The organism is Hyphomicrobiales bacterium (genome assembly GCA_016710435.1).
Taxonomy (GTDB): Bacteria; Pseudomonadota; Alphaproteobacteria; order Rhizobiales; family Aestuariivirgaceae; genus Aestuariivirga.
In genome coordinates, this window is sequence record JADJVV010000001.1 from 127,571 (window position 1) to 147,909 (window position 20,339).

21 protein-coding genes and 1 other RNA gene are annotated in these 20,339 nt (G+C 63.2%); 12 read left to right on the top strand and 10 right to left on the bottom strand.

Annotated features, from left to right (window positions below; genetic code table 11):
• Positions 1-103: 103 nt before the first annotated feature.
• The 5 genes from IPM06_00600 to IPM06_00620 all read right to left on the bottom strand — a co-directional run bounded on the left by IPM06_00600 (position 104) and on the right by IPM06_00620 (position 3,083).
• Entirely contained in the window at positions 104-601 is a 498-nt protein-coding gene (locus IPM06_00600; protein ID MBK8768911.1) for a dihydrofolate reductase, read from the bottom strand.
• Entirely contained in the window at positions 598-1,071 is a 474-nt protein-coding gene (locus IPM06_00605) for a GNAT family N-acetyltransferase (GenBank protein ID MBK8768912.1), read from the bottom strand. Before IPM06_00605 ends, IPM06_00600 begins: the two co-directional genes overlap by 4 nt.
• The gene (locus IPM06_00610; GenBank protein MBK8768913.1) at positions 1,068-1,886 is read right to left on the bottom strand and encodes a CPBP family intramembrane metalloprotease; all 819 of its coding nucleotides are present in this window, start codon (positions 1,884-1,886) and stop codon (positions 1,068-1,070) included. Before IPM06_00610 ends, IPM06_00605 begins: the two co-directional genes overlap by 4 nt.
• A 2-nt stretch (positions 1,887-1,888) precedes the next feature.
• Positions 1,889-2,683: a thymidylate synthase gene (locus tag IPM06_00615; protein MBK8768914.1), complete on the bottom strand. Its 795-nt coding sequence runs from the start codon at positions 2,681-2,683 to the stop codon at positions 1,889-1,891.
• Positions 2,684-2,771: 88 nt separating this feature from the next.
• Positions 2,772-3,083: a DUF2853 family protein gene (locus IPM06_00620; GenBank protein ID MBK8768915.1), complete on the bottom strand. Its 312-nt coding sequence runs from the start codon at positions 3,081-3,083 to the stop codon at positions 2,772-2,774.
• Positions 3,084-3,192: 109 nt separating this feature from the next.
• On the opposite strand from IPM06_00620, the gene ssrA reads away from it, so the two are divergent.
• Positions 3,193-3,550: a transfer-messenger RNA gene (gene ssrA, locus IPM06_00625) on the top strand.
• Between the two features lie 5 nt (positions 3,551-3,555).
• Here ssrA and IPM06_00630 read toward each other — a convergent pair.
• Complete coding sequence (locus IPM06_00630) at positions 3,556-4,281, bottom strand: helix-turn-helix domain-containing protein (protein ID MBK8768916.1); 726 nt, start codon at positions 4,279-4,281, stop codon at positions 3,556-3,558.
• A 277-nt stretch (positions 4,282-4,558) separates the two neighbouring features.
• Here IPM06_00630 and IPM06_00635 point away from each other — a divergent pair, with 277 nt between their 5' ends.
• Genes IPM06_00635 through IPM06_00645 form a run of 3 tightly spaced genes read left to right on the top strand, consistent with a single transcriptional unit; the run spans position 4,559 to position 7,964 of the window.
• Entirely contained in the window at positions 4,559-5,062 is a 504-nt protein-coding gene (locus tag IPM06_00635) for a hypothetical protein (protein MBK8768917.1), read from the top strand.
• Entirely contained in the window at positions 5,043-6,041 is a 999-nt protein-coding gene (mepA, locus tag IPM06_00640; protein ID MBK8768918.1) for a penicillin-insensitive murein endopeptidase, read from the top strand. Before IPM06_00635 ends, mepA begins: the two co-directional genes overlap by 20 nt.
• 39 nt (positions 6,042-6,080) lie before the next feature.
• A complete protein-coding gene (locus IPM06_00645; protein MBK8768919.1) occupies positions 6,081-7,964 on the top strand; it encodes a potassium transporter Kup in 1,884 nt (627 codons plus the stop codon).
• Here the strand turns inward: IPM06_00645 and IPM06_00650 are convergent, their stop codons facing one another.
• Complete coding sequence (locus IPM06_00650; protein ID MBK8768920.1) at positions 7,965-8,588, bottom strand: trimeric intracellular cation channel family protein; 624 nt, start codon at positions 8,586-8,588, stop codon at positions 7,965-7,967.
• A 105-nt stretch (positions 8,589-8,693) separates the two neighbouring features.
• Here IPM06_00650 and IPM06_00655 point away from each other — a divergent pair, with 105 nt between their 5' ends.
• Both IPM06_00655 and IPM06_00660 read left to right on the top strand, forming a co-directional pair.
• Positions 8,694-9,617, top strand: a complete 924-nt coding sequence (locus tag IPM06_00655) for a PHP domain-containing protein (GenBank protein ID MBK8768921.1) — start codon at positions 8,694-8,696, stop codon at positions 9,615-9,617.
• 103 nt (positions 9,618-9,720) lie between these two features.
• Positions 9,721-9,963, top strand: a complete 243-nt coding sequence (locus IPM06_00660; GenBank protein MBK8768922.1) for a hypothetical protein — start codon at positions 9,721-9,723, stop codon at positions 9,961-9,963.
• A gap of 11 nt (positions 9,964-9,974) precedes the next feature.
• Here the strand turns inward: IPM06_00660 and IPM06_00665 are convergent, their stop codons facing one another.
• Positions 9,975-11,108, bottom strand: a complete 1,134-nt coding sequence (locus IPM06_00665; GenBank protein MBK8768923.1) for an MFS transporter — start codon at positions 11,106-11,108, stop codon at positions 9,975-9,977.
• Between the two features lie 113 nt (positions 11,109-11,221).
• Here IPM06_00665 and IPM06_00670 point away from each other — a divergent pair, with 113 nt between their 5' ends.
• The 4 genes from IPM06_00670 to IPM06_00685 all read left to right on the top strand — a co-directional run bounded on the left by IPM06_00670 (position 11,222) and on the right by IPM06_00685 (position 13,971).
• The gene (locus tag IPM06_00670; protein MBK8768924.1) at positions 11,222-11,983 is read left to right on the top strand and encodes a sulfite exporter TauE/SafE family protein; all 762 of its coding nucleotides are present in this window, start codon (positions 11,222-11,224) and stop codon (positions 11,981-11,983) included.
• Between the two features lie 60 nt (positions 11,984-12,043).
• On the top strand, positions 12,044-13,447 hold the full coding sequence (gene fumC, locus IPM06_00675; protein MBK8768925.1) for a class II fumarate hydratase: 1,404 nt from the start codon (positions 12,044-12,046) through the stop codon (positions 13,445-13,447).
• Between the two features lie 8 nt (positions 13,448-13,455).
• Entirely contained in the window at positions 13,456-13,632 is a 177-nt protein-coding gene (locus tag IPM06_00680) for a DUF4169 family protein (GenBank protein ID MBK8768926.1), read from the top strand.
• Between the two features lie 120 nt (positions 13,633-13,752).
• Entirely contained in the window at positions 13,753-13,971 is a 219-nt protein-coding gene (locus IPM06_00685) for a ribbon-helix-helix domain-containing protein (GenBank protein ID MBK8768927.1), read from the top strand.
• On the opposite strand, the gene IPM06_00690 is transcribed toward IPM06_00685, so the two are convergent.
• Positions 13,952-17,989, bottom strand: coding sequence for an AsmA family protein (locus IPM06_00690; GenBank protein MBK8768928.1), 4,038 nt, complete (start codon positions 17,987-17,989; stop codon positions 13,952-13,954). The genes IPM06_00685 and IPM06_00690 overlap by 20 nt on opposite strands.
• Before the next feature lie 39 nt (positions 17,990-18,028).
• The gene (locus IPM06_00695; GenBank protein MBK8768929.1) at positions 18,029-19,423 is read right to left on the bottom strand and encodes an FAD-binding protein; all 1,395 of its coding nucleotides are present in this window, start codon (positions 19,421-19,423) and stop codon (positions 18,029-18,031) included.
• Between the two features lie 33 nt (positions 19,424-19,456).
• On the opposite strand from IPM06_00695, the gene IPM06_00700 reads away from it, so the two are divergent.
• Together IPM06_00700 and IPM06_00705 are read left to right on the top strand one after the other, a co-directional pair.
• Positions 19,457-19,939: a thioesterase family protein gene (locus IPM06_00700; protein MBK8768930.1), complete on the top strand. Its 483-nt coding sequence runs from the start codon at positions 19,457-19,459 to the stop codon at positions 19,937-19,939.
• Between the two features lie 182 nt (positions 19,940-20,121).
• Entirely contained in the window at positions 20,122-20,328 is a 207-nt protein-coding gene (locus IPM06_00705) for a hypothetical protein (GenBank protein MBK8768931.1), read from the top strand.
• The last annotated feature ends 11 nt before the right edge of the window (positions 20,329-20,339 follow it).

Genomic DNA, 20,339 nt, shown 5'->3' on the forward strand with positions numbered 1-20,339 from the left:
TCAAAGCAATAATGTTCAGGCATATAGGGACGAGGGAACTGATTGTCCATGTGCGGCAACCGGCTGCAAACCTTACGGTTTTGAAAGGTGAGCGGGGTCCGCCTTATACCCGTTCCAGCACGCGCAGCACGAAGCCAGCCGTATCCCGCGGACCCTGCTCCACGACCTCGCGTGACAGCTCGCGCCATGTACTGGCGGGGAGTGGCGGGAAGTGCGTATCCCCCTCCACATCGGCCTGCACTTCGGTGAGATAGATGCGGTTGGCCTGCGGCAGGAGTTGCCGGTAGATGTCGCCGCCTCCGATCACGCAGATTTCCGAAGGCGCTTCCATCGCCGCCACCGCCAGTGCCGCATCCACGTCGCCGACAACGACGGCACCCTCGGCGGAGAAATCCGCCTGCCGCGTGACCACGATGTTGCGGCGGCCGGGCAGCGGCTTCTTCGGCAGGCTCTCCCAGGTCTTGCGCCCCATGATCACGGGCTTGCCCATGGTGATGGCCTTGAAGCGCTTGAGATCGGATGAAATGTGCCAGGGCAATCCGCCGTCACGGCCGATGACCCCATTGCGCGATACCGCGACGACGAAGGAGATGATGCTCATTGCGCCAGCGCCTTCAGCGCCTCGCCGTCGATGGTACACAGGCGGTGATCGGGATCAATGTCCGCCCCCAGCGACGCGTAGAGCGCCTTGGCTTCCCCATTCCAGTCCATCACCATCCAGTAGATCTTGCCGTAACCGCGCGCCAGTGCCGTCTGCGCCACCGCCTTGAGCAGCGCCCGCGCCACACCCTTGCGGCGATGTTCCGGCAGCACAACGACGTCTTCGAGATACATGATCTCGCGGCCCCGGTTGGTGGAATAGCTGCGGTGCCACAGCGCGGAGCCCGCCAGCGCGCCGTCATCCTCGGCGATCAGCGCGCCGATTACCGGATGGTCGCAGAACAGGTCGCGCTCGAAATCCTGCGGCTGGGCGACGAAGCCCGCCACGAAGTCATGGTGCTCCGCCAGCGCCCGCGTCGTCTGCCACAAGGCCGCGCCATCACCGGGCCGTGCCGGACGCACCGTGATCATGACTGCCCCGCAACGCCCAGCGTGATGATCGAGAACATCAGGTTCCACACACCATGGCAGGCGATCGTCACCCACAGGCTGCCAAATCGCAGGAGCAACGCCCCCAGCACGAGCCCCATGACGAAGATCAGCGCGATGGAGAAATAGGGTTCGGTCAGATGCATGCCCGACCATCCCGCGCTGGTGAGAAGTACCGTTCCCCAGCGCCCCAGAGGCGTTTGCGCAAGAGACGCGAACAGCGGCCCGCGGAACATGAATTCCTCCGCCAGTGGCGCCCCCAGCGCCACCGAGAGGATGGCGATCCAGTAGAGGCGCGGCTCGTTGGCGAGGTCGAACATCGCCTCCTTCACCAGCCCCGCCGTGCCTGTGTCGGGAGATTCGCCGTTTGCGCCGGGCGTGTATTGCGCAAGATCGACGTTGAAGCCGGCGACGATCGCCATGATTACTGCATACATCACGATGAGGAATCCCAGGGTGACGGCAAGCCAGCCAAGCAGGCCGAGATGCGGCCAGCGCAGCGCGGTGGACGTGCGCGCATGTCCAGCCATGACCGAGGCCAGCCCATAGCAGGCAAGCGCAGTCACGACCGCCACCGGCAGCATGCCGATGATGGTTCCCTTCACCAGCGCATGCGGGTCCGTGATGCCGCCTTCCATGAATGGTGCGATGGAAACAGCCGCCACCGCCTGCAAGATCATGTTGATGGCGAAGAGCAACGCAAACGCCAGCAGCGCGAACCACAGCGGCTGGCTGTTGCGGGCCTGATACAGCCAGTTGTGCCGCGCCTTGCGGAAGTCTTCTCCGAACAGCGCCATCGCTACACCGCCACCGGCGCTGAAATGGCCGCGTCCGGTTCATAGCCATCAATACGGAAATCCTCAAAGCGGAAGTCCTCAATCCTGTCGACATCGCGCGTGATCACCAGCTTCGGCAGGGTTTTCGGCGTGCGCGACAATTGCAGTCCGGCCTGCTCGAGATGATTGAGGTAGATGTGCGCATCACCCAAGGTGTGCACGAAATCACCCGCGTCGAGCTTGCACACATGCGCCACCATGTGGGTGAGCAGCGCATAGGATGCGATGTTGAAGGGCACGCCCAGGAAAATGTCGGCCGAACGCTGGTAGAGCTGGCACGACAGTTTGCCGTTGGCCACATAGAACTGGAACAGGCAGTGGCACGGCGGCAACGCCATCCTGTCCACGTCAGCAGGGTTCCACGCCGTTACCATGAGACGGCGCGAGTCCGGGCTTTTCCTGATGCGCGCGATCACATCCGCAAGCTGGTCGATGGTGCCGCCATCGCGCTTGGGCCACGAGCGCCATTGCGCGCCGTAGACGGGGCCGAGGTCGCCATTCGCGTCCGCCCATTCGTCCCAGATCGTGACCTTGTTGTCGTGCAGATACTTGATGTTGGTTTCACCGCGGATGAACCACAGAAGCTCATAGATAATCGAGCGCAAGTGCAGCTTCTTCGTTGTCACCAGCGGAAAGCCGGCCGACAGGTCGTAGCGCGACTGGTGCCCGAACACCGAAAGGGTGCCGGTACCGGTGCGGTCTTCCTTCTTCACGCCCGTGGTGCGGACGAGCCGCATGAGATCGAGATATTGCTGCATGGCCCCTCATATCCCGGGGTGACGAGTCCGCCCAAATGAAAACGGCGGCGTCCACAGACACCGCCGCTCTGCAAAATGTTTCGCCGTTTTAGCCGAGCTTGGCCAGCGTACCCGTGTGCTCGGCAACAAGATAATAGACCGTGACGCGATGCTTGGTCTTGTCGGCCTTCATCTTTTCGCCGACAGCCTTCACCGCGGCTTCGGCCGTCTTGGCATCAAGGCCGAGCTTCTTGGCGCAGAAGCCGTCCACGACGCGCTTCACTTCCGCCGGGTCGGTCACCGACACCCACTGCGAATCCTTGCCCTTGAGCGCGATGCCGCAGAACTTGACGATCGATTCGACCGCCGCGGCGTTCACCTTGGACGTGTATTTCTGAATATCAGCTGCATAGTCAGCCATGTTGCGTAGTCCCCCAATCTAATGCACCCGGACGTGGATGCGCCCGCCTCTATAGCGCTCTCCGGCTGCAAACAAAAGAGCGGATTGGGTTGCCGCCAACCCCAAGTCCGCGCTTGAAAGTGGCGCCCGGGGGCCTATATTCGGCCTGTCCACCGCAAGGCGGACTATGGTGATAAACGGCTGACGTAATAAACCCATTGGACCCGGGGGCAGTACCCGGCGCCTCCACCACAGCCGCTCGCATTGCGAGTGGCTGTGATGGGGGCGAAATAGGATCGACAAGGGCGTAAAGGTTGGTTTTTTGCCCGCGATTGTACCGGCGTTATCGGGCTATTTTATAGTTGCCAATGACAACTATGCTCCGGTCGCTCTCGCTGCTTAAGGCAGTGCGAGAACTGGGATTCAAGCCCTCAGGCTTAGCCGCTTGAGGCGGGGTTCGCCGGCACCTGGCAACAGAAGCCGGCACTTTCCCTCAAATGATCCGGTAGGCCATGGCTTTCGTGACAGCTTCGAGCGTCGTCTCGGAGTTGAGGCTCTTGCGTGCCTTGTCCATGACGTTGAATACCGTCTTGGTCTGCAGTCCCAGTTGTGCCGCCACCAGCTTGGCGGAGAGCCCGCTGGCGAGAAGGCTCACCACGGAGATTTCCCGTTGCGACAGCTTGAACCGGTTGGCGATCATGCGGGGCCGCATGGCCGCATCAAAGGCCCGCGCCAAGGCCAGATGACCGTCCACCTCCGCCAGCCAACGCTCCCTGAATTCCTCCGGCGTGGAACCGCGAGCGCACAGGCCAAGGCCGGCAACAGCCCGGTCATCGAAAAAGGAGAAGCGGATGGTGATGCCGACATTGGCCGCCGGATCACCCGAATTTTGCCGGATCACCTGAGCAGGTGTCACGCCACTCCAGAGCGTCGCGTCCTGCCACAGGAACCAGGGCTCGCCCGCCTTCAAGCGCAGCGCACACGGGTCGTCATCCAGAAGCGCGTCCGGCCGGGCCTCTCCCAGGACCTCGGGGGAATGGTTGTGCCGGTAAGTGAGCATCCGGGTCATTGTGCCCTCAGCGACCCAGAAGACGCTGGGCACAAAACCATACATCGCACTGGTGATCTTGAGGCGATCGCCGAAAATGGCGAGCATCCTCTCCCAGAGAGCATTTTCACTCAGTTCGGGCGCAAATACGCTGATGTTTTCCCCTGTCACGGTACGTCTCCTGAGCAATGCTCCCCTTGCCAGAGCCAGCATCCGGTGGATGCCGTACACTGAAAACTCTACCCAGGGCTGTTTCGGTTGACAATCTGGGGCATCGCCATCAAGCGTTCTGGTTGCGGCATTTTCCCGCCATTTTTGTACCGTTCACGACAGAAGCCCGTCCCGGTTATGAGAAATGGAACTCCCATGGCAGATGGGCGGTTTGGCCGCTATTCTGCGCCTTCGAATCGAGAGTAAGCTCCGCGTGCCTGATAATCCTGAGGACAAGATGCCTGAAGACCTGATGCGATACGACCACCTCGCGCAGATGGCCCTGCGCGGAGTCGTGCGCGAAGCGCTGCGCCGCGTCGAGCGCGATGGTCTTCCCGGCGAACACCATTTCTACATCGCCTTCAACACGCGCTATCCGGGCGTATTGTTGTCCGACCGGATTCTCGAACGCTACCCGCGCGAGATGACGGTCGTTCTCCAGCACCAGTATTGGAGCCTCAAGGTGATGGACACCTGGTTCGAGGTGGAGCTGTCGTTCGACAATATTCCGGAGAAATTGGTTATTCCCTACAATTCGATAAAGGGTTTCCTTGATCCTGCGGTTCAATTCGGATTGCAGTTCGAGGTGGTCGCGGTGGAAGAGCAGCCGGCGGAGACCCCGGCAGCGGAAGCGGAGGGACAAAAATCCGCCGCCGCAAGCTACCAGTCAGACGAGACGAACCCTGAACCTGCTGGCGAAACCACGAAGGTTGTCTCACTTGATGCGTTCCGCAAGAAATAGCCTCTTCCCCGCAGCGCTGCTGGGCCTCGGCATGCTGGCCCTGCTGCCCGGCGCGCTGGCGCAGAGTGCCGCCGACAAGGATGCGCTGGCCAACATGGCAAGCCAGCAGGTGCAGCCTGCCTCGGCTGGCGGCCTGCCTACCGACGCCTACAAGATCCCGGCCAAGAAACTGTTCGGCCGCCAGAAGCTGCCCGCAAACCTCAAGGCCCGCGCCATCGGCACCTATGCCAAGGGGTGCCTCGCCGGCGGCAAGGCCATTCCCATCAATGGCGACGCCTGGCAGGTGATGCGCCTGTCGCGCAACCGCAACTGGGGCCACCCCGACCTCATTGCGCTCCTGGAGCGCCTCGCCAAGGAAGCCCGTGCCGCGGGCGAATGGAACGGCCTGCTCGTCGGCGATATTTCGCAGCCTCGCGGCGGCCCCATGATCTCCGGCCACGCCAGCCACCAGATCGGCCTCGACGCCGACGTCTGGCTGACGCAAATGCCGGACCGCATTCTCAGCAAATCGGAACGCGAGAACATCTCCGCCACCATCGTGGTGAAGAACCGCAAGGAGATCGACCCCAAGGTCTGGACCGTCAATCACGCCAAGCTGATCCAGCGTGCCGCGAAGTATGACCGCGTGGCCCGCATCTTCGTGCACCCGCCCATCAAGGCCGAACTGTGCAAGTGGGCGACGGGCGACCGTTCCTGGCTGGCCAAGGTGCGCCCGCTCTACGGCCACAACTATCACTTCCACATCCGCATGAAGTGCCCGGAAGGCATGGCCGGCTGCAAGGACCAGTGGACACCCCACCCCAAGGACGGCACCGGTTGTGGCGAGGAACTGGCCTACTGGATGAGCGACGTGCCGTGGAAGCCGAAGAAACCGGACCCCAAGCCCGTCGATCCCAACAAGCCGAAGCCCAAGCCGCCGCCGCCCTTGACTCTCTCGGGCCTACCTGCTGAATGCCGCGCCGTTGTCGCAGCCGAGTGACAGACTGCGACTTGCGAAGGCCCGCTGGGGGTGGGTTCCATGAGCCATGCAGCTACTGCCGGCGGCGAGACAAGCCCGAACCGCCTGAAGATTGCCTTCGCCACGCTCGGTGTTGTCTACGGCGACATCGGAACGAGCCCGCTCTATGCCATGCGCGAAGCGCTGCATCCGGTGGTGCGCGCCGGCGGTGACTTGCGGCTCGCCGTGCTGGGCGTCGTCTCGCTTTTGATCTGGGCCCTGCTCATCGTGGTGACGCTCAAGTATGTGATCATGCTGATGCGTGCCGACAACCGCGGTGAAGGCGGCATTCTCTCGCTCGTGGTGCTCGTTGAAACGTTGCTGCGCAAGAAGGGTGGCATCGTTCTCGCCCTCGGCATCATCGGCGCGGCGTTCTTCTTCGGCGATGCGATGATCACGCCCGCCATGTCGGTGCTCTCGGCCGTCGAGGGACTGTCGGTCATCAACAAGGGTTTCGAACCGGTCGTCGTGCCGCTCACCCTCGCGATCCTGATCTCGCTGTTCGTCTTCCAGTACAAGGGCACGGCAGGCGTGGCCTCGCTTTTTGCGCCGGTCACGATGGCGTGGTTCGTGATCCTCGGCATCATCGGCTTCATCCACATCTTCGACAATTTCGAAATCTTCCTCGCCCTCAACCCGTGGTACGGCTTCCGCATCCTTGTGGAACAGCCGGCGCTGGCGCTGCTCGTCTTCGGCGGCGTGTTCCTGGCGGTGACAGGTGGCGAGGCCCTCTATGCCGACATGGGCCATTTCGGCCGCACGCCGATCCGCATCGCCTGGGCCTCCGTCGTGCTGCCGTCGCTCATCTTGAACTATCTGGGCCAGGGCGCCTTCGTCCTGTCCCATCCTGCCGCTGTCTCCAATCCCCTCTTCCTCATGACTCCGGCATGGGCTCTCATTCCCTTTGTCATCCTTGCAACGGCCGTCACCGTCATTGCCTCGCAGGCCGTCATCACGGGCGCCTTCTCGATTGCCCAGCAGGCCATGTCGCTCGGCCTCCTGCCGCGCATGAACATCACCCACACTTCGGAAGAGGAACAGGGACAGATCTACATCGGCCAGATCAACTGGCTCATTCTCTTCGGCGTGATGCTGCTTGTTCTGGTGTTCAAGTCATCGTCCAATCTCGCCTCGGCCTACGGCGTTGCGGTCAACACCTCCATGGTGGTGGACTCGATCCTCGGTCTCATCTTCTTCTGGAAGGCGCGCTCGCTGCCGCGCTGGTTCGCCGTCCCGGCGCTCGTGCTGATCCTTGCCGTGGAACTCACCTTCGGCATGGCCAATGCCTTCAAGATCGTGCACGGCGGCTACATGCCGGTGCTGATCGGCGCCACCATCATCCTGCTCATGGTGACGTGGCTGAAGGGCCGCATGCTGCTGGCCAAGAAGCTGGAAAAGGAATCGATCGAACTGGAAGGCCTGCTGCAATCCCTCGAACGCCGCGCACCGACCCGCGTTGCGGGGGCGGCCGTCTTCATGCAGACGGACATCCGCTACGCCCCCTCGGCGCTCATGCACAACCTCAAGCACAACCGCGTGCTGCACGACATTCTCGTCTTCATCTCCGTGGAAACGACCGACGAGCCGCGCAACGAGGGCGACCGCGTGACCTGCAAGCAGACGGCCCTGGGCGCCTGGATCGTCGAGGCCCGCTTCGGCTACATGGAACAACCGGACGTGCCAGCAGCACTCCGCGCCTGCAAGGATCAGGGCCTGGAGATCGATCCGCGTCAGGCCAGCTATTTCCTCGGCCGCCGCACCATCCGCCTTTCGCCGCGCTCGCCCATGCCTTTCTGGCAGCAGCGCATTTTCATCATGCTGGCGAACCAGTCCGCCCGCGCCATCGAGTTCTTCCGCATTCCGCCCGACCGCGTGGTGGAACTCGGCTTGCAGATGAGCGTGTGATCAACCGGTGCCGGTGGCGCGGTAGCGCGGCAGGCTGAGGTCATAGGCAAGGGCTGCCGCACGGATGGCAAGCGCCACGGCAAATCCGATCGCGATCGCCACATCGCCAAGACCTGCATAGGAACGCAGTCCGACATAGGCCATCGCTCCTGCCAGGGCAGCCGTCACGTAGATTTCCCGCCGCAGGATCACCGGGCTCTCCGCCCCCAGCACGTCGCGGATCACGCCGCCAAAAGTTGCCGTGGCTACTCCCATGGCAATGGCAATGCTGGCACCTGCCCCGCTGTCCATGGCGACCCGGGCCCCCGTCACCGTGAACACCGCAAGACCCACGGCATCCAGCCACAGCAACAGGCGCATGCGGGCGGAAAAGTGATGGGCAAGAAAGAACGTGACCACGCCCGCCAGAACGCAGACCAACAGATAGGCGGGAGTCCTGACCCAGAACACGGGCGTCAACCCGAGCAGGAGATCGCGGATGGTGCCGCCACCAATTCCGGTCACACTGGCGAGCAGTGCGAAACCGACGATGTCCATCTCCTTGCGCGATGCCACAAGGCCGCCCGTGATGGCGAACACCACAATGCCAAGCCAATCCAGGATCAGGGCCGCCGTCGCAAGCATGGCGGACGGATAGCACCTGTTGCACCTCCGGGTCCATGCGTGGCCCATGGCAGGGATCTCGGCTGGTCACTGGCGTGACACATCGCCAATGGATATAGTTCGGCCATGAAATCCATCGCCCCCTTCTCCGCCCCCGGCCGTTTCTGGCGCGGCAACCTTCACACCCACTCCGACCTCTCCGACGGCGCCCTGCCGCTGGATGAAGTGGTCAACCGCTACAAGGCGGTGGGCTATGATTTCGTACTGATCTCGGAGCACTTCATCGACCATTTCGACTGGCCCATCGCCGACACGCGGCACCTGCGCGGCAACACCTTCACCACCATCCTGGGCGCCGAACTCCATGCCCCCGTGACCTCGGCCGGTGAACTCTGGCACATCGTCGCCGCAGGACTTCCGCTGGATTTTCCCGCTGCGAAGAAAGGCGAGACTGGCCCCGAGATCGCCAAGCGCGCCATCGATGCAGGCGCTTTCCTCGCCATCGCGCACCCGTCCTGGTCGCGCTACACGATCGAAGATGGCCGCGCGCTCTCATTCGCCCATGCGGTAGAAATCTACAATCACGGCTGTGCCATCGAGAACGACCTTGGCGAAGGCTTTTACCTGCTTGACCAGATGCTGAACGAAGGCCACCGCCTCACCGCCATCGCCACCGACGACGCGCACTTCAAGACTCCCGACCATTTCGGCGGCTGGGTGCATGTGAAGGCGGAAAGCCTCGACCCCGATGCGCTGCTGGCGGCGCTGAAGGCGGGCCACCACTATTCCTCACAAGGCCCCCTGATCAACGACATCCGCATGAACGGCAAGTTGATCGAGATCGACACGTCGCCCGTCGATAGCATCACGGTGGTGTGCGGCACCTCCCGCACCTGCATCACCAACGGCCGCGCCATCACTTCGGCGAGCTTCGACTTGTCCAGCCTCGACAAGGGTTGGCTGCTGGAAAAAAAGAGCCCGTGGTTCCGCGTCACGGCCATCGACAATGCCGGCAAGCGCGCCTGGAGCAACCCGATCTGGTTCGACTAGTCTCGAACCCCCGCCTCCCGCTGCGACAAGTTTCGCCACAGCTTGCGCTTGCGCCACCGCCTTGCTGTGCATTACGGTTACAGCTTACTCACGGGGGGCGGCGATGACATTTTCAGGAAAAATTCTGGCGGCAGCACTGATGGCGGGCCTGGCACTGGCGGGCGCATCGGGCGCGGACGCCGCGGCCAAGAAAAGCAAGGCCAAGCGCAAGCTGACAGCCGCTCAGAAGGCCGCCCTGATGCCCAAGGCGAAAGCCATGTGCATGGCCCGCAAGGTGCGGGGATCGGGCGCGCTGATCCGCGTCGAAATCACCGACGAGGGCAAACTCTGGTGCTGGATCCGCTGAGCGCCGCGCCCTTACGCCGCGCGCCGCTGCGACAACAGAACGACAAGCGCGCATGTTGTCAGCACCGCGCCGAAGCCAAAGGCAAGCACCGGGCCTGATCTGTCCCAGAGCATTCCCGCTGCCGTGGCAGCGGCCAGCGTCGCAGCGCCGGATGCGAAATAGTAGAGACCAAAACACCGCCCGCGCAGCGCCACGGGCGCAGTGTCCGCGACCATCTTGGATAACAGGCCCTGCGACAACCCCATGTGAAGGCCCCACAGCGCTGAACCTGCAATGACGGCCGCGACGCCACTGCCAAGGGCCAGAAGTCCATGGGCGGCAAACAGTGCGGCCAGTGCCCCGCCGAACAGCCCGCGCTGCCCCGTTGCATCCGCAATGACACCGGCGGGATAGGACGACGCGGCATAGACGGCACTCATCACGATCATGACGGCCGGCACGAGAGACAACGGCATCGCCACGGTTTGCGCCTTCAGCACCAGGAACGCTTCCGACAGCCGCGCCGCCGAGACGAGCGCCGCCAGCGCCAGCACCAGCCAGAAACCATTGCCCAGGTGCGTCCAGCCCGTCCGCACCATGTCCTGCGCAGGGCCGCTCACGCGCCGCTCCGGTTCGGCCACGGCAAACATCAGCACGAGCACCGCAGCGACAGACGGCAGGCACGCCAGCCACAAGACGCTGCGCACATCCCATTGCCACAGTCCAAGCGCCAGGATCGCAAGCAGTGGCCCCATCACCGCGCCCACCGTGTCGAGAGACTGGCGCAGGCCGTAGGCGGCACCCCGCTGCTCAGGCGGAGTCATGTCGGCCACCATGGCATCGCGCGGGCTGCCGCGGATCCCCTTGCCCACCCGGTCCACGATGCGCGCCGCCAGCACACCATCAACGCTCACGGCAATGGGGAAAAGCGGCTTGGCCAGCGCCGACAGGCCGTACCCCAGCACTGCAAGCCATTTGCGTGACTGCAGGGCATCACTCAGCGACCCGCTGGCAAGTTTCATCACCTGTGCGACGGCTTCGGCAACGCCATCGATGAAACCGACCGTGGCAACGCTTGTGCCAAGCGTCACGGTGAGAAAGATGGGCAGCACCGCGTGCGCCATCTCGCTGGACATGTCCATGAACAGCGACACGAACCCGAGCATCCACACGCCGGCCGGCAATTTTGCGCGCTTCGAAATGGCAACCCCCTATGACACCCCTGACGCGTCAGCAGACGGCATGATATGGCATGCGGGAATAACACGAGTTACTTCTTTTGGACCTCACCAATTTTTGTCTCCTCTTCGCGGGCGGCGTTGTCGCCGGCATGATCAACGTCATGGCGGGCGGTGCCGGATTCATGACCTTCCCGTTGCTCATCGCCACGGGCCTTTCGGAGATGGAAGCGAATGCCGCAAACTTCGTGGCGCTTATTCCGGCGAACATCGTAGGCACGGCCGTCTATCGCCGTGAACTGGGCGAAGTCCGGAGCAACCTGCCCCTCCGCCTGATCCTCGCCGCCATCGGCGGCACGCTGGGGTCGCTTCTCTTCGTCTGGCTGGGGGCCGACAGTTTCAAGGTCGCCATTCCCTGGCTCCTGCTCTTCGCCACCCTGTCTTTCGGCAAGGGCCCCCTCATCAAGAACTGGCTGGAACGCCAGAAGGGTTTCGACCCGCACCGCTGGCTGTGGCTGTCGCTGCTGCTGGAGTTCATCGTCTATGTCTATGGCGGCTATTTCGGGCTCGGCATGGGCATCATCCTGCTCGCCATCTATTCGATCTTCAGCCACATGACGATCCATCACGCCCAGGCGCTGCGCAATGCCACCATCGCCCTCATGACGGTGATCAGCATCGTTGTCTTCGCCTCGCGCGGCATCATGCCCTGGCTGCCCTCGCTTGTGATGATGATGGGCGCGGTCGTGGGCGGCTTCGGCATGGCGCAGGTCGCCCGCCGCATGCCCCAACACATCGTCCGCACCGCCATCCTGAGCTGGTCCATCCTGCTCACGGCCTATGCCTTTTGGCGCTATCACTGACTCGCTCTCGCTCCGGCCCCGTGCTATTGCGGTGCAACATTCCGCGATTTGAGACCTGACATGAGCAAGACGCCCCGCACGGACACGAGAACTGAGACCGACACCTTCGGCGCCATCGAAGTGGACGCCAGCAAATACTGGGGCGCGCAGGCGCAGCGCAGCTTGCAGAACTTCAAGATCGGCTGGGAGAAGCAGCCGCAGCCGGTGATCCGCGCCCTCGGCATCGTCAAGCGCGCCGCCGCCGAAGCCAATATGGGCCTCGGTAAGATGGATGCGAAGCTGGGCGAAGTCATCATCCGCGCCGCGCAGGAGGTGATCGAAGGCAAGCTCGACGCCCACTTCCCGCTTGTCGTCTGGCAGACGGGTTCGGGCACGCAATCGAACATGAATGCCAATGAGGTGATCTCCAACCGCGCCATCGAAATGCTGGGCGGCGAGATGGGCTCCAAGAAGCCCGTGCACCCCAACGACCACGTCAACATGAGCCAGTCGTCGAATGACACCTTCCCCACGGCCATGCACATTGCCTGCGCGGAGGAAATCCACCACCGCCTGCTGCCAGCCCTGCAAAAGCTCCGCAACGCACTGAACGACAAGGCCCATGCCTGGAAGGACATCATCAAGATCGGGCGCACCCACACGCAGGATGCAACACCCGTCACATTGGGCCAGGAATTTTCGGGCTACACCCAGCAGATCGAGATGGGAATCAAGCGGATCGAGATGACCATGCCGGACCTGATGCAACTGGCCCAGGGTGGCACGGCGGTGGGCACAGGCCTCGCTTCACCGATCGGCTTTGCCGAGAGGGTGGCGGAACGGATCGCCGCCATCACCCACATGAAGTTCACCTCGGCCCCCAACAAGTTCGAGGCGCTGGCGGCCCACGACGCCATGGTGATGACCCACGGTGCCATCACCACCGTGGCCATGAGCTGTTTCAAGATCGCCAACGACATCCGCTTCCTCGGCTCCGGCCCCCGCGCCGGCCTTGGCGAGTTGTCCCTGCCGGAAAACGAGCCGGGCTCATCCATCATGCCGGGCAAGGTGAACCCCACCCAGTCGGAGGCACTCACGCAGGTGGCCGTGCAGATCCATGGCAACAACGCCGCCATGAGCTTTGCAGGGTCGCAAGGGCACTTCGAATTGAACGTCTACAATCCGGTGATGGCCTATAACTTCCTGCAGTCAGTGCGCCTGCTGGCCGATGCCGCCGTGAGCTTCACCGACAATTGCGTGGTGGGGATCGAGCCCCGCCTCGACAACATCGCGCAGGGACTTGCCAACTCGCTGATGCTGGTGACGCCGCTCAAGGAAAAATACGGCTACGACCTCGCCGCCAAAGTGGCGAAGACAGCCCACAAGAACGGCACAACGCTCCGCGAGGAAGCGGTGAAGCTCGGCATCCCGGCGGAAGACTTCGATGCCATCGTGCGGCCTGAGAAAATGATCGGTCCGGGCTGAGTAAACACATGGGCGACGTCGTCAACTTCAACCGCTTCAAAAAGCAGAAGGCCCGCGAAGAGCGCGCCAAGGTCGCCGACGCCAACCGCGCCAAGTACGGCCGCACCAAAGCGGAGAAGAAGCTGAGCGAGGCGGAAAAGGACCTGGCCGAGCGAAAGCTGGATGATCACAAGATTGAGGATTGAGCGACATGTTTCGATGCATTGCTGCGCAATGCACCCCAGCATGAGGAACAATCCATCTCTCCCTCACCCTGAGGTGCTGCCGCAGGCGGCCTCGAAAGTTTTGCCGCAAGGCCATACGTGATGCCCCACGATCTCAAGCGCTCTCTCACCATTGCCGGACATCGCACCTCGCTGTCGCTGGAGGCTGAGTTCTGGGCGGCGCTGACAGAAGCGGCAAAGTCTGAAAACAAGAGTGTCGCCAGTCTCGCGGGCGAGATCGATGCCTCGCGGGGCGAGCGCAACCTCTCTTCGGCGATCCGCGTGTGGCTGTTGAAGCGCGCTAGCAATAAAGCGGGTTGAGGCAACCGCCCTTGGGCTTGGGTTGCGCAGGGACGGGTGGCGCATCGACGGGCGGCTTGGGCAGCATGTTGGGCACCGGCTGCTGTTCCAGGAGTTTCCGCAGCGCCTCCTGCTCCAGCCGCTTCTGCTCGGCCTGACGCGCCACTTCATCGGCCAGCGCCTTTGCTTCCGCATCGGCCTTCGCCTTGGCGGCAGCGGCCTTTTGTGCGTCTTCCTCAGCCTTGCGCCGGGCCTCTTCGATGCGCGCCTGCTCGTCCGCCAGCGCTTTCAGGCGCGCGGCCTCGGCCTTGGCCTTTGCATCCTCCAACGCCTTGAGACGCTTTTCTTCCTCGCGCCGGGCCTTTTCCTCTTCCTGACGCTTGCGCTCTTCCTCGATCTTCGCCTTGCGCGCGTTCTCCGCCGCATAGGCCGCAAGTTGCGCCTTCAATCCGCCCGCCAATTTTTGCTTCACAAGGTCCATCTTGTTCATGGCATCACCGATCGGAACGAAGGCCGCGAACTGCGCCTCGTCCTGCGCGGCCCGCGCCGCCCTTGAAGCCGCATGCACCTTCAATTCGCGCTGGCGCATGCGGATTTCCGCGCGCTGCGCCTGGTAGGCTTCGAACTTCGCCTGGTCCTGCACGCGCTGCTCTTCTTCCGCCACCGCGAGCTTCTCTTCTTCCGTCTTCAACCGTTCCAGCTCAGCAAGATCGCGCGCCAGGAATTCATGGCCGAGCTTGGAGGCCAGTGCGGCGGAACTGGAACGCCGGTCGAAGGCGCCGGGCGGCCCTGAATAGGTGATCGTCACCGGCGGCAATTCGGGGCGCTCCGTCAGCGTCACGGCCGTGGCAAGGTCGATGCGGCGGTCGGCGAGATCAGCGGTGAGCGCAATCTCGCTCAAGGTGCCGATGCCGCTCACCCGTGTCGGCGTGGAGGTGAGCATGCCCTTCTTTACCTCGAAGCTGCCGCCTGCTGATTCCGCCTTGAGGCCGGCGTCTCCTTCGAGAGCGGCAAGCGCTGCGCGCAAGTCATCCGCCGTCTTCACGCCTGCGACCTTGGCGGCAAAGGCTTCAGGCGCGAGTTTGGCAAACACGAGGTCGGTGCCCGTGTAAGCCCCCTTGCCTTCCAGCCCTGCCAGCGCCGCAGCAGGACTGCGGCCCGTGCCCGCCAGTTCGCCGCTGATCACGATATGGCCGGAACCCAGCTGTTCACCCTTTGCGGAGGTCAGCACCTGGCCCACGTCAATCGGCAGCTTGCCCTTGGCTTTGGCATCGAACACGCCTTCATTCGCCGTCACCTCGACTTCGAATTCCAGCTCCGGCACGGTGGGTGCCAGAAGATCGAACTTGCGGGTCTTGCCCAGCGCGATGCCCACGGCCGTCTCCTTCAACTGCTCGCCGAAAGGCAGGGCGAGGGTGCGCGGACGGAGCCAGATCTCGCCCTCGAACAATCCGTCATCGGGTCCGGCAAATGATGTCGAAAGATCAACATCGATGCCGCGCCACGGCATGAAGGTCAGCGCCAGCAGGCGCGACAGCGCCACATCGCCCACATTGAAATCCGCAGCGAGCTTGCCCTCCTTGTCGAAGGCGGCTTCGCCAGCCAGCGACAAGCCCGCATGATCTCCCACCACATCCGTGACCGCGATCCCGCCGTCCTTCGGCGTCACCTTGAAGGCAAGGCGCACCGGTCCGCCCGGTCCTTCCACCTGCGGCACGCCCAGCGCGCGCAGGAGCGGCCCCACGTCGTCGGCAAAGAGGCTCGCCGCGCCAGACATGGCTGAATAGGGTTCGGCGGGTTTCAGGCTGCCATCGAATGACAACCGCGCGCCATAGCCCCGCGCCTCAATCTTGCTGGCAAAGCCACCGCTCTTCGATCCGGAGAACGACAGCGCCACGCTGCCGGGACTGGCGGCCATGGCCTTGCTGTCGATACCGGCGAGCGCCATGAGGCGGGCCGCATCCGGCGCATCGACAGTTCCTTCCAGCGACACGCGGGCATCCGCACCGCGCTCAAGTTCCGTGATGCCGCCCGTGAATTTCAGAGTGAACGGTGCCGCCGTTCCCGTAAGCGCATAGGTGAGGATGGGGCCGTTTGAATCGGGCTTCGCATTGAAGGTGAACGCCACATTGCTCTGGCCCAGCGCGCGCGTCCATTGCGCGCTCGAGTCCGTCAGACCGAGAAGGCGGAGGAAACCGCGCGGATCATCAGCGACGAGCGTGGCCGTCACATCGCCCGATGGCCCCTCGGCATTGCTCAGGATCAGTCCATCCGCCTTGACGCGCGCTCCTCCCACCGATCCGATGTCGAAGGCCTTGATCTCGAAGCCGCTCTGGCTGGTACCCACGTCAAGCGCCACATCCTGCGCCCGCACGCCATTGAGGAGGACGGTGCCCGCATCCAGCACCACATGGTTCTCCAGCGTCTGCGCACCATGCAGCAGCGGATCGAGAATGGCCAAAAGGTCAAAGGCATGAGCCTGCGCGCCGCCGCCTGCCTCCACCGTCACAAGCGAATCCAGGTCCAGCGACGGCGTGGTGATGCGTGTGGTCAGCGATGGCACCTGCCCCTGCCGCAGGACGGCCTCGCCCTCGCCCGGCAATCCTTCCAGTTCATAGCGCACCGACTTGAGCGACATCTGCGACGGCGACCACGCCAGGGCGCCTTGCAGTTTCAGGCGGCCCCGGCTGCCCTTCCACCAGCTGTCAAATCCCGACTTGCGCGACGGCATGGCCCAGCCCGCGAAGGCGCGGAGGTCGCTGCTCTCAAAGGCCAGCACACCGGAAAGCTCGGTGTCACCATCCTTGCGCGCCACCTTGCCTTCGGTGAGGCGCATGGCGGAACGGCCTGGCAATCCGGCGCGCGCATTCTCGATGTCGATGCCGGCTGGCGTGATATGCGCGGCCAGTTGCACGTCGTTCATGGTCTCGCCGCCCGCCGTGAGCACCGTCACATCCAGGCCAAAGCGCACGTCCAGCTTCTCCGGCAGATTTCGCAGCAACGAATGGGAAACGGCCAGCACCCCCCCGCTCCGCCAGGCGGCCAGCGTTTCCGCACCGAGCATGGTGTCGAGGTTCACGCGCGGAGCCTTCAGAGCGATGTTGCCCGTGAGAGCGTTGCCAAGGTCCATGCCCGCCGTGCCTTCCACAAGCGTGCCCGAGTCCCGCGCATCCGCCGGGGTGATCTTGATCTCGCTGAGCTCCGCCCTTTCAGCCGAGGCCTTCAACTTGGCCCGCAGCGCAAGTGGCCGCAGGCCGCCTTCCACGCTGCCCTTCTGGCCTTCCGCCTCCTGCGCCAAAACACTCAGGTCGCCCTCGAAGGCGCCATCCTTCCAGCCGCCATCCAGGGCCGCGACAGGAAGCGACGGATCCCCCGGTGTCACCTTGATGCCGAAGCGGAAGGGCTCGGCGTCGGTGTAGGCACCACTCGAGAAGGTGAAGGCCATCGGCATTTCCCGCCAATAGCCCGTGCCCCGCAGACGCCACGGCCCCTCGATTGCATCCGCTGACATGTCCGCATCGATGGTGGAGATGTCGGTGACGAGTCCCTGCTTTCTGTCATCCAGGCGGATCGTGCCGCTGAACAACCGGATCTGGTCCAGCCGCACATTGGCGAGCAGGCTGGAGCGCCGCAGGTCTTCATCCGGCGAGAGAAGCCAGTTCACCGCGCCTGCATCGGTGCGGATCAGGGTGACCCGCGGTTCCAGCAGTTCCACGCTCTCCACATTGAGATTGCCATTGAGGAGGCCGCCAAGCTGCAGCGACAGCGTCAGCGTGTCGGCATGGATGAGCGGCGCGCCCTCGATGCCATCCGGATTGCCGATGGCGACATTGTGCGCGGTGAGCTTCGGCCACGGGAACAGGCGGATCTGCACATCGCCGCCGATCTGCACGTTGCGGCCCGTGATGCGGTGGCCATAGGCTTCAAGATTGCCCTTGTAGCCATTCCAGTTCACCACAAAAGGCGCCGCCAGCAACGCCGCCACCACCACCAGCAGCAGGACGCCAAAATAGAAAACCGGTGATTTCCAGACGCTCATGCCGACCTCTGTCCCACGTTAGTCCAGGCATCATGGTTTTCAAATGGCCGCATTCTTCCCCGGGTTCATGATGTTGAGGGGGTCGAGGGCGCGCTTGATCGCCTGCATGGTGGCAAGTGCGGGGCCGTGTTCGAGTGCCAGATAGGCCCGCTTGCCGGAGCCGATGCCGTGTTCCCCGGTGCAGGTGCCGCCCATCGCCAGCGCCCGGTGAATCAGCCGGTCATAAGCCAGCTTCACCCGCTTCACTTCCGCTGCATCTTCAACGTCGGCAAACAGTACCACATGGAAATTGCCGTCGCCCACATGGCCGATCATGGGGCCATAGATGTCGTTGGCCTCAAGATCCTTGCGCGTTTCCTCCACGCATTCGGCAAGGCGCGAGATCGGCACGCACACGTCCGAGGCAAAACTTTCGGATTTTCCGGCCTTGATGTTCTTGGTGGCCCAGAAGGCATCGTGCCGTGCCTGCCACAGCCGCGCCCGCTCCTCCTCCTTCGTGGCCCAGTCGAAAGCCCCACCGCCCTGAGACGCGGCAATCTCGGCAAAGCGTTCCGACTGTTCCTCCGTCCAGGCGTCGGTGCCATGGAATTCGACGAACAGTGTGGGTGACACGGGCAGCGTGAGTTTGGAGTAGGCGTTGATGGCCTTGATGTGTTCGGCATCGACCAGTTCGATCCGCGCCACGGGAATGCCCATTTGGATCGTCTCGATCGCCGTCTTGCAACAGGCTTCCACCGAGGGGAAGGCGCACACGCCCGCCGCAATCGATTCCGGAATGCCGTAGAGCCGCAACTGCACCTCGGTAATGACGCCGAGCGTGCCCTCCGATCCCACCATGAGCCGCGTGAGGTCGTATCCGGCCGACGACTTGCGCGCGCGCGTGCCGGTGCGGATCACCTGGCCGTCGGGCATCACCACGGTGAGGCCCAGCACATTCTCCTTCATCGTGCCGTAGCGCACGGCATTGGTTCCCGAGGCACGCGTTGCCGCCATGCCGCCCAGGCTCGCATCGGCACCCGGATCGATGGGGAAGAAAAGGCCTTGGTCCCGCAGATGCGCATTCAACGTCTTGCGCGTCACGCCCGCTTCCACGCGGCAATCCAGGTCTTCACCATTCACCTCAAGGATGTGATTCATCCCGCTGAGATCAATGGATATTCCACCGAAGGGAGCGGAGAAGTGCCCTTCCAGTGAGGTGCCGGTGCCGAAGGGAATGACGGGCACCTGATGGGCCGCGCAGATGCCGACGATGGCGGAAACTTCGGCCGTCGTCCTGACGAAGGCCACCGCATCTGGGGCAGCCCCCTCGTTCCACGTCTGGTCCTTTCCGTGCTGCTCGCGCACTGCCTGCGCCGTTGAAAGCCGTTCACCCAGGAGGTCACGGATTTTGCCGATGGCATCCGTTGTGCTGTTCTTCAAACGTGGTGTAGTCATGGCGCGAAGCTAACACAGCGAGTGCCAAACGCGATGCCTTTTCCCGCCCCCTACGTCTCCCGCGAAATGAAGATCGAGCCGGAGTGGATCGATTACAACGGCCACTTCAACATGGCCTACTACAACGTGCTGTTCGATCGCGCCGCGGACGAGATCTTCGCCCTCGCAGGCCTTGGGCCTGACTACGTGAAGACCGGCAATTCATTTTTCACTCTGGAAACACACACCTCCTACCTTCGTGAACTCGCGCCCACCGACACGGTGAAGATCGACATCCAGTTTCTGGACCACGACCACAAGCGCGTGCACTACGTGCAAGTGATGCGCCACGCCACGGAAGGCTGGGTCTCCTGCGTGCTCGAGGTGATGGTAAGCCACGTCAGCCTGACCACCCACAAGACCTCCGAATTTCCGCCCGAGGTGGCCAGGAAAATCGCCGAAATCGCCCTGGCCCACAAAGCCCTGCCCGTTCCGGCTCAGGTCGGCCACAGGATTGGCATTCCGCGGAAGACGTGACGGACGTGCCGGGACGATGCCCCGGCCCCCAATTCCGATACACTTCGCGTCGCGCCGTGCATTTGCATCGCCAAATTGTGCAAACTGCCTCACTCTCGTCACATGGCTGTAAAGCTGGGGGCATATTTTGCCGACATAATGGGTTCAGCCGGACAAGAGAGCCGGACCCGGAAAGGAGGCTGATGATGACACAGAACGGATTTGCCCATTTCGCGGACGCCCTCGTCTTCGTTCACGGCCACAAGGCCCTGGCCGAGGCAGCGCGCCATGCGGAACTCTGCGAGCGCGCCGGAGACATGGAAACCGCCGGCCGCTGGCGCCGTGCCATGGATCACGTGAAAGCCGTATCGATCGCGGGTACAAAGCAGAAACATTGCCTCGCCGCCTGAGGCCTGCTGCC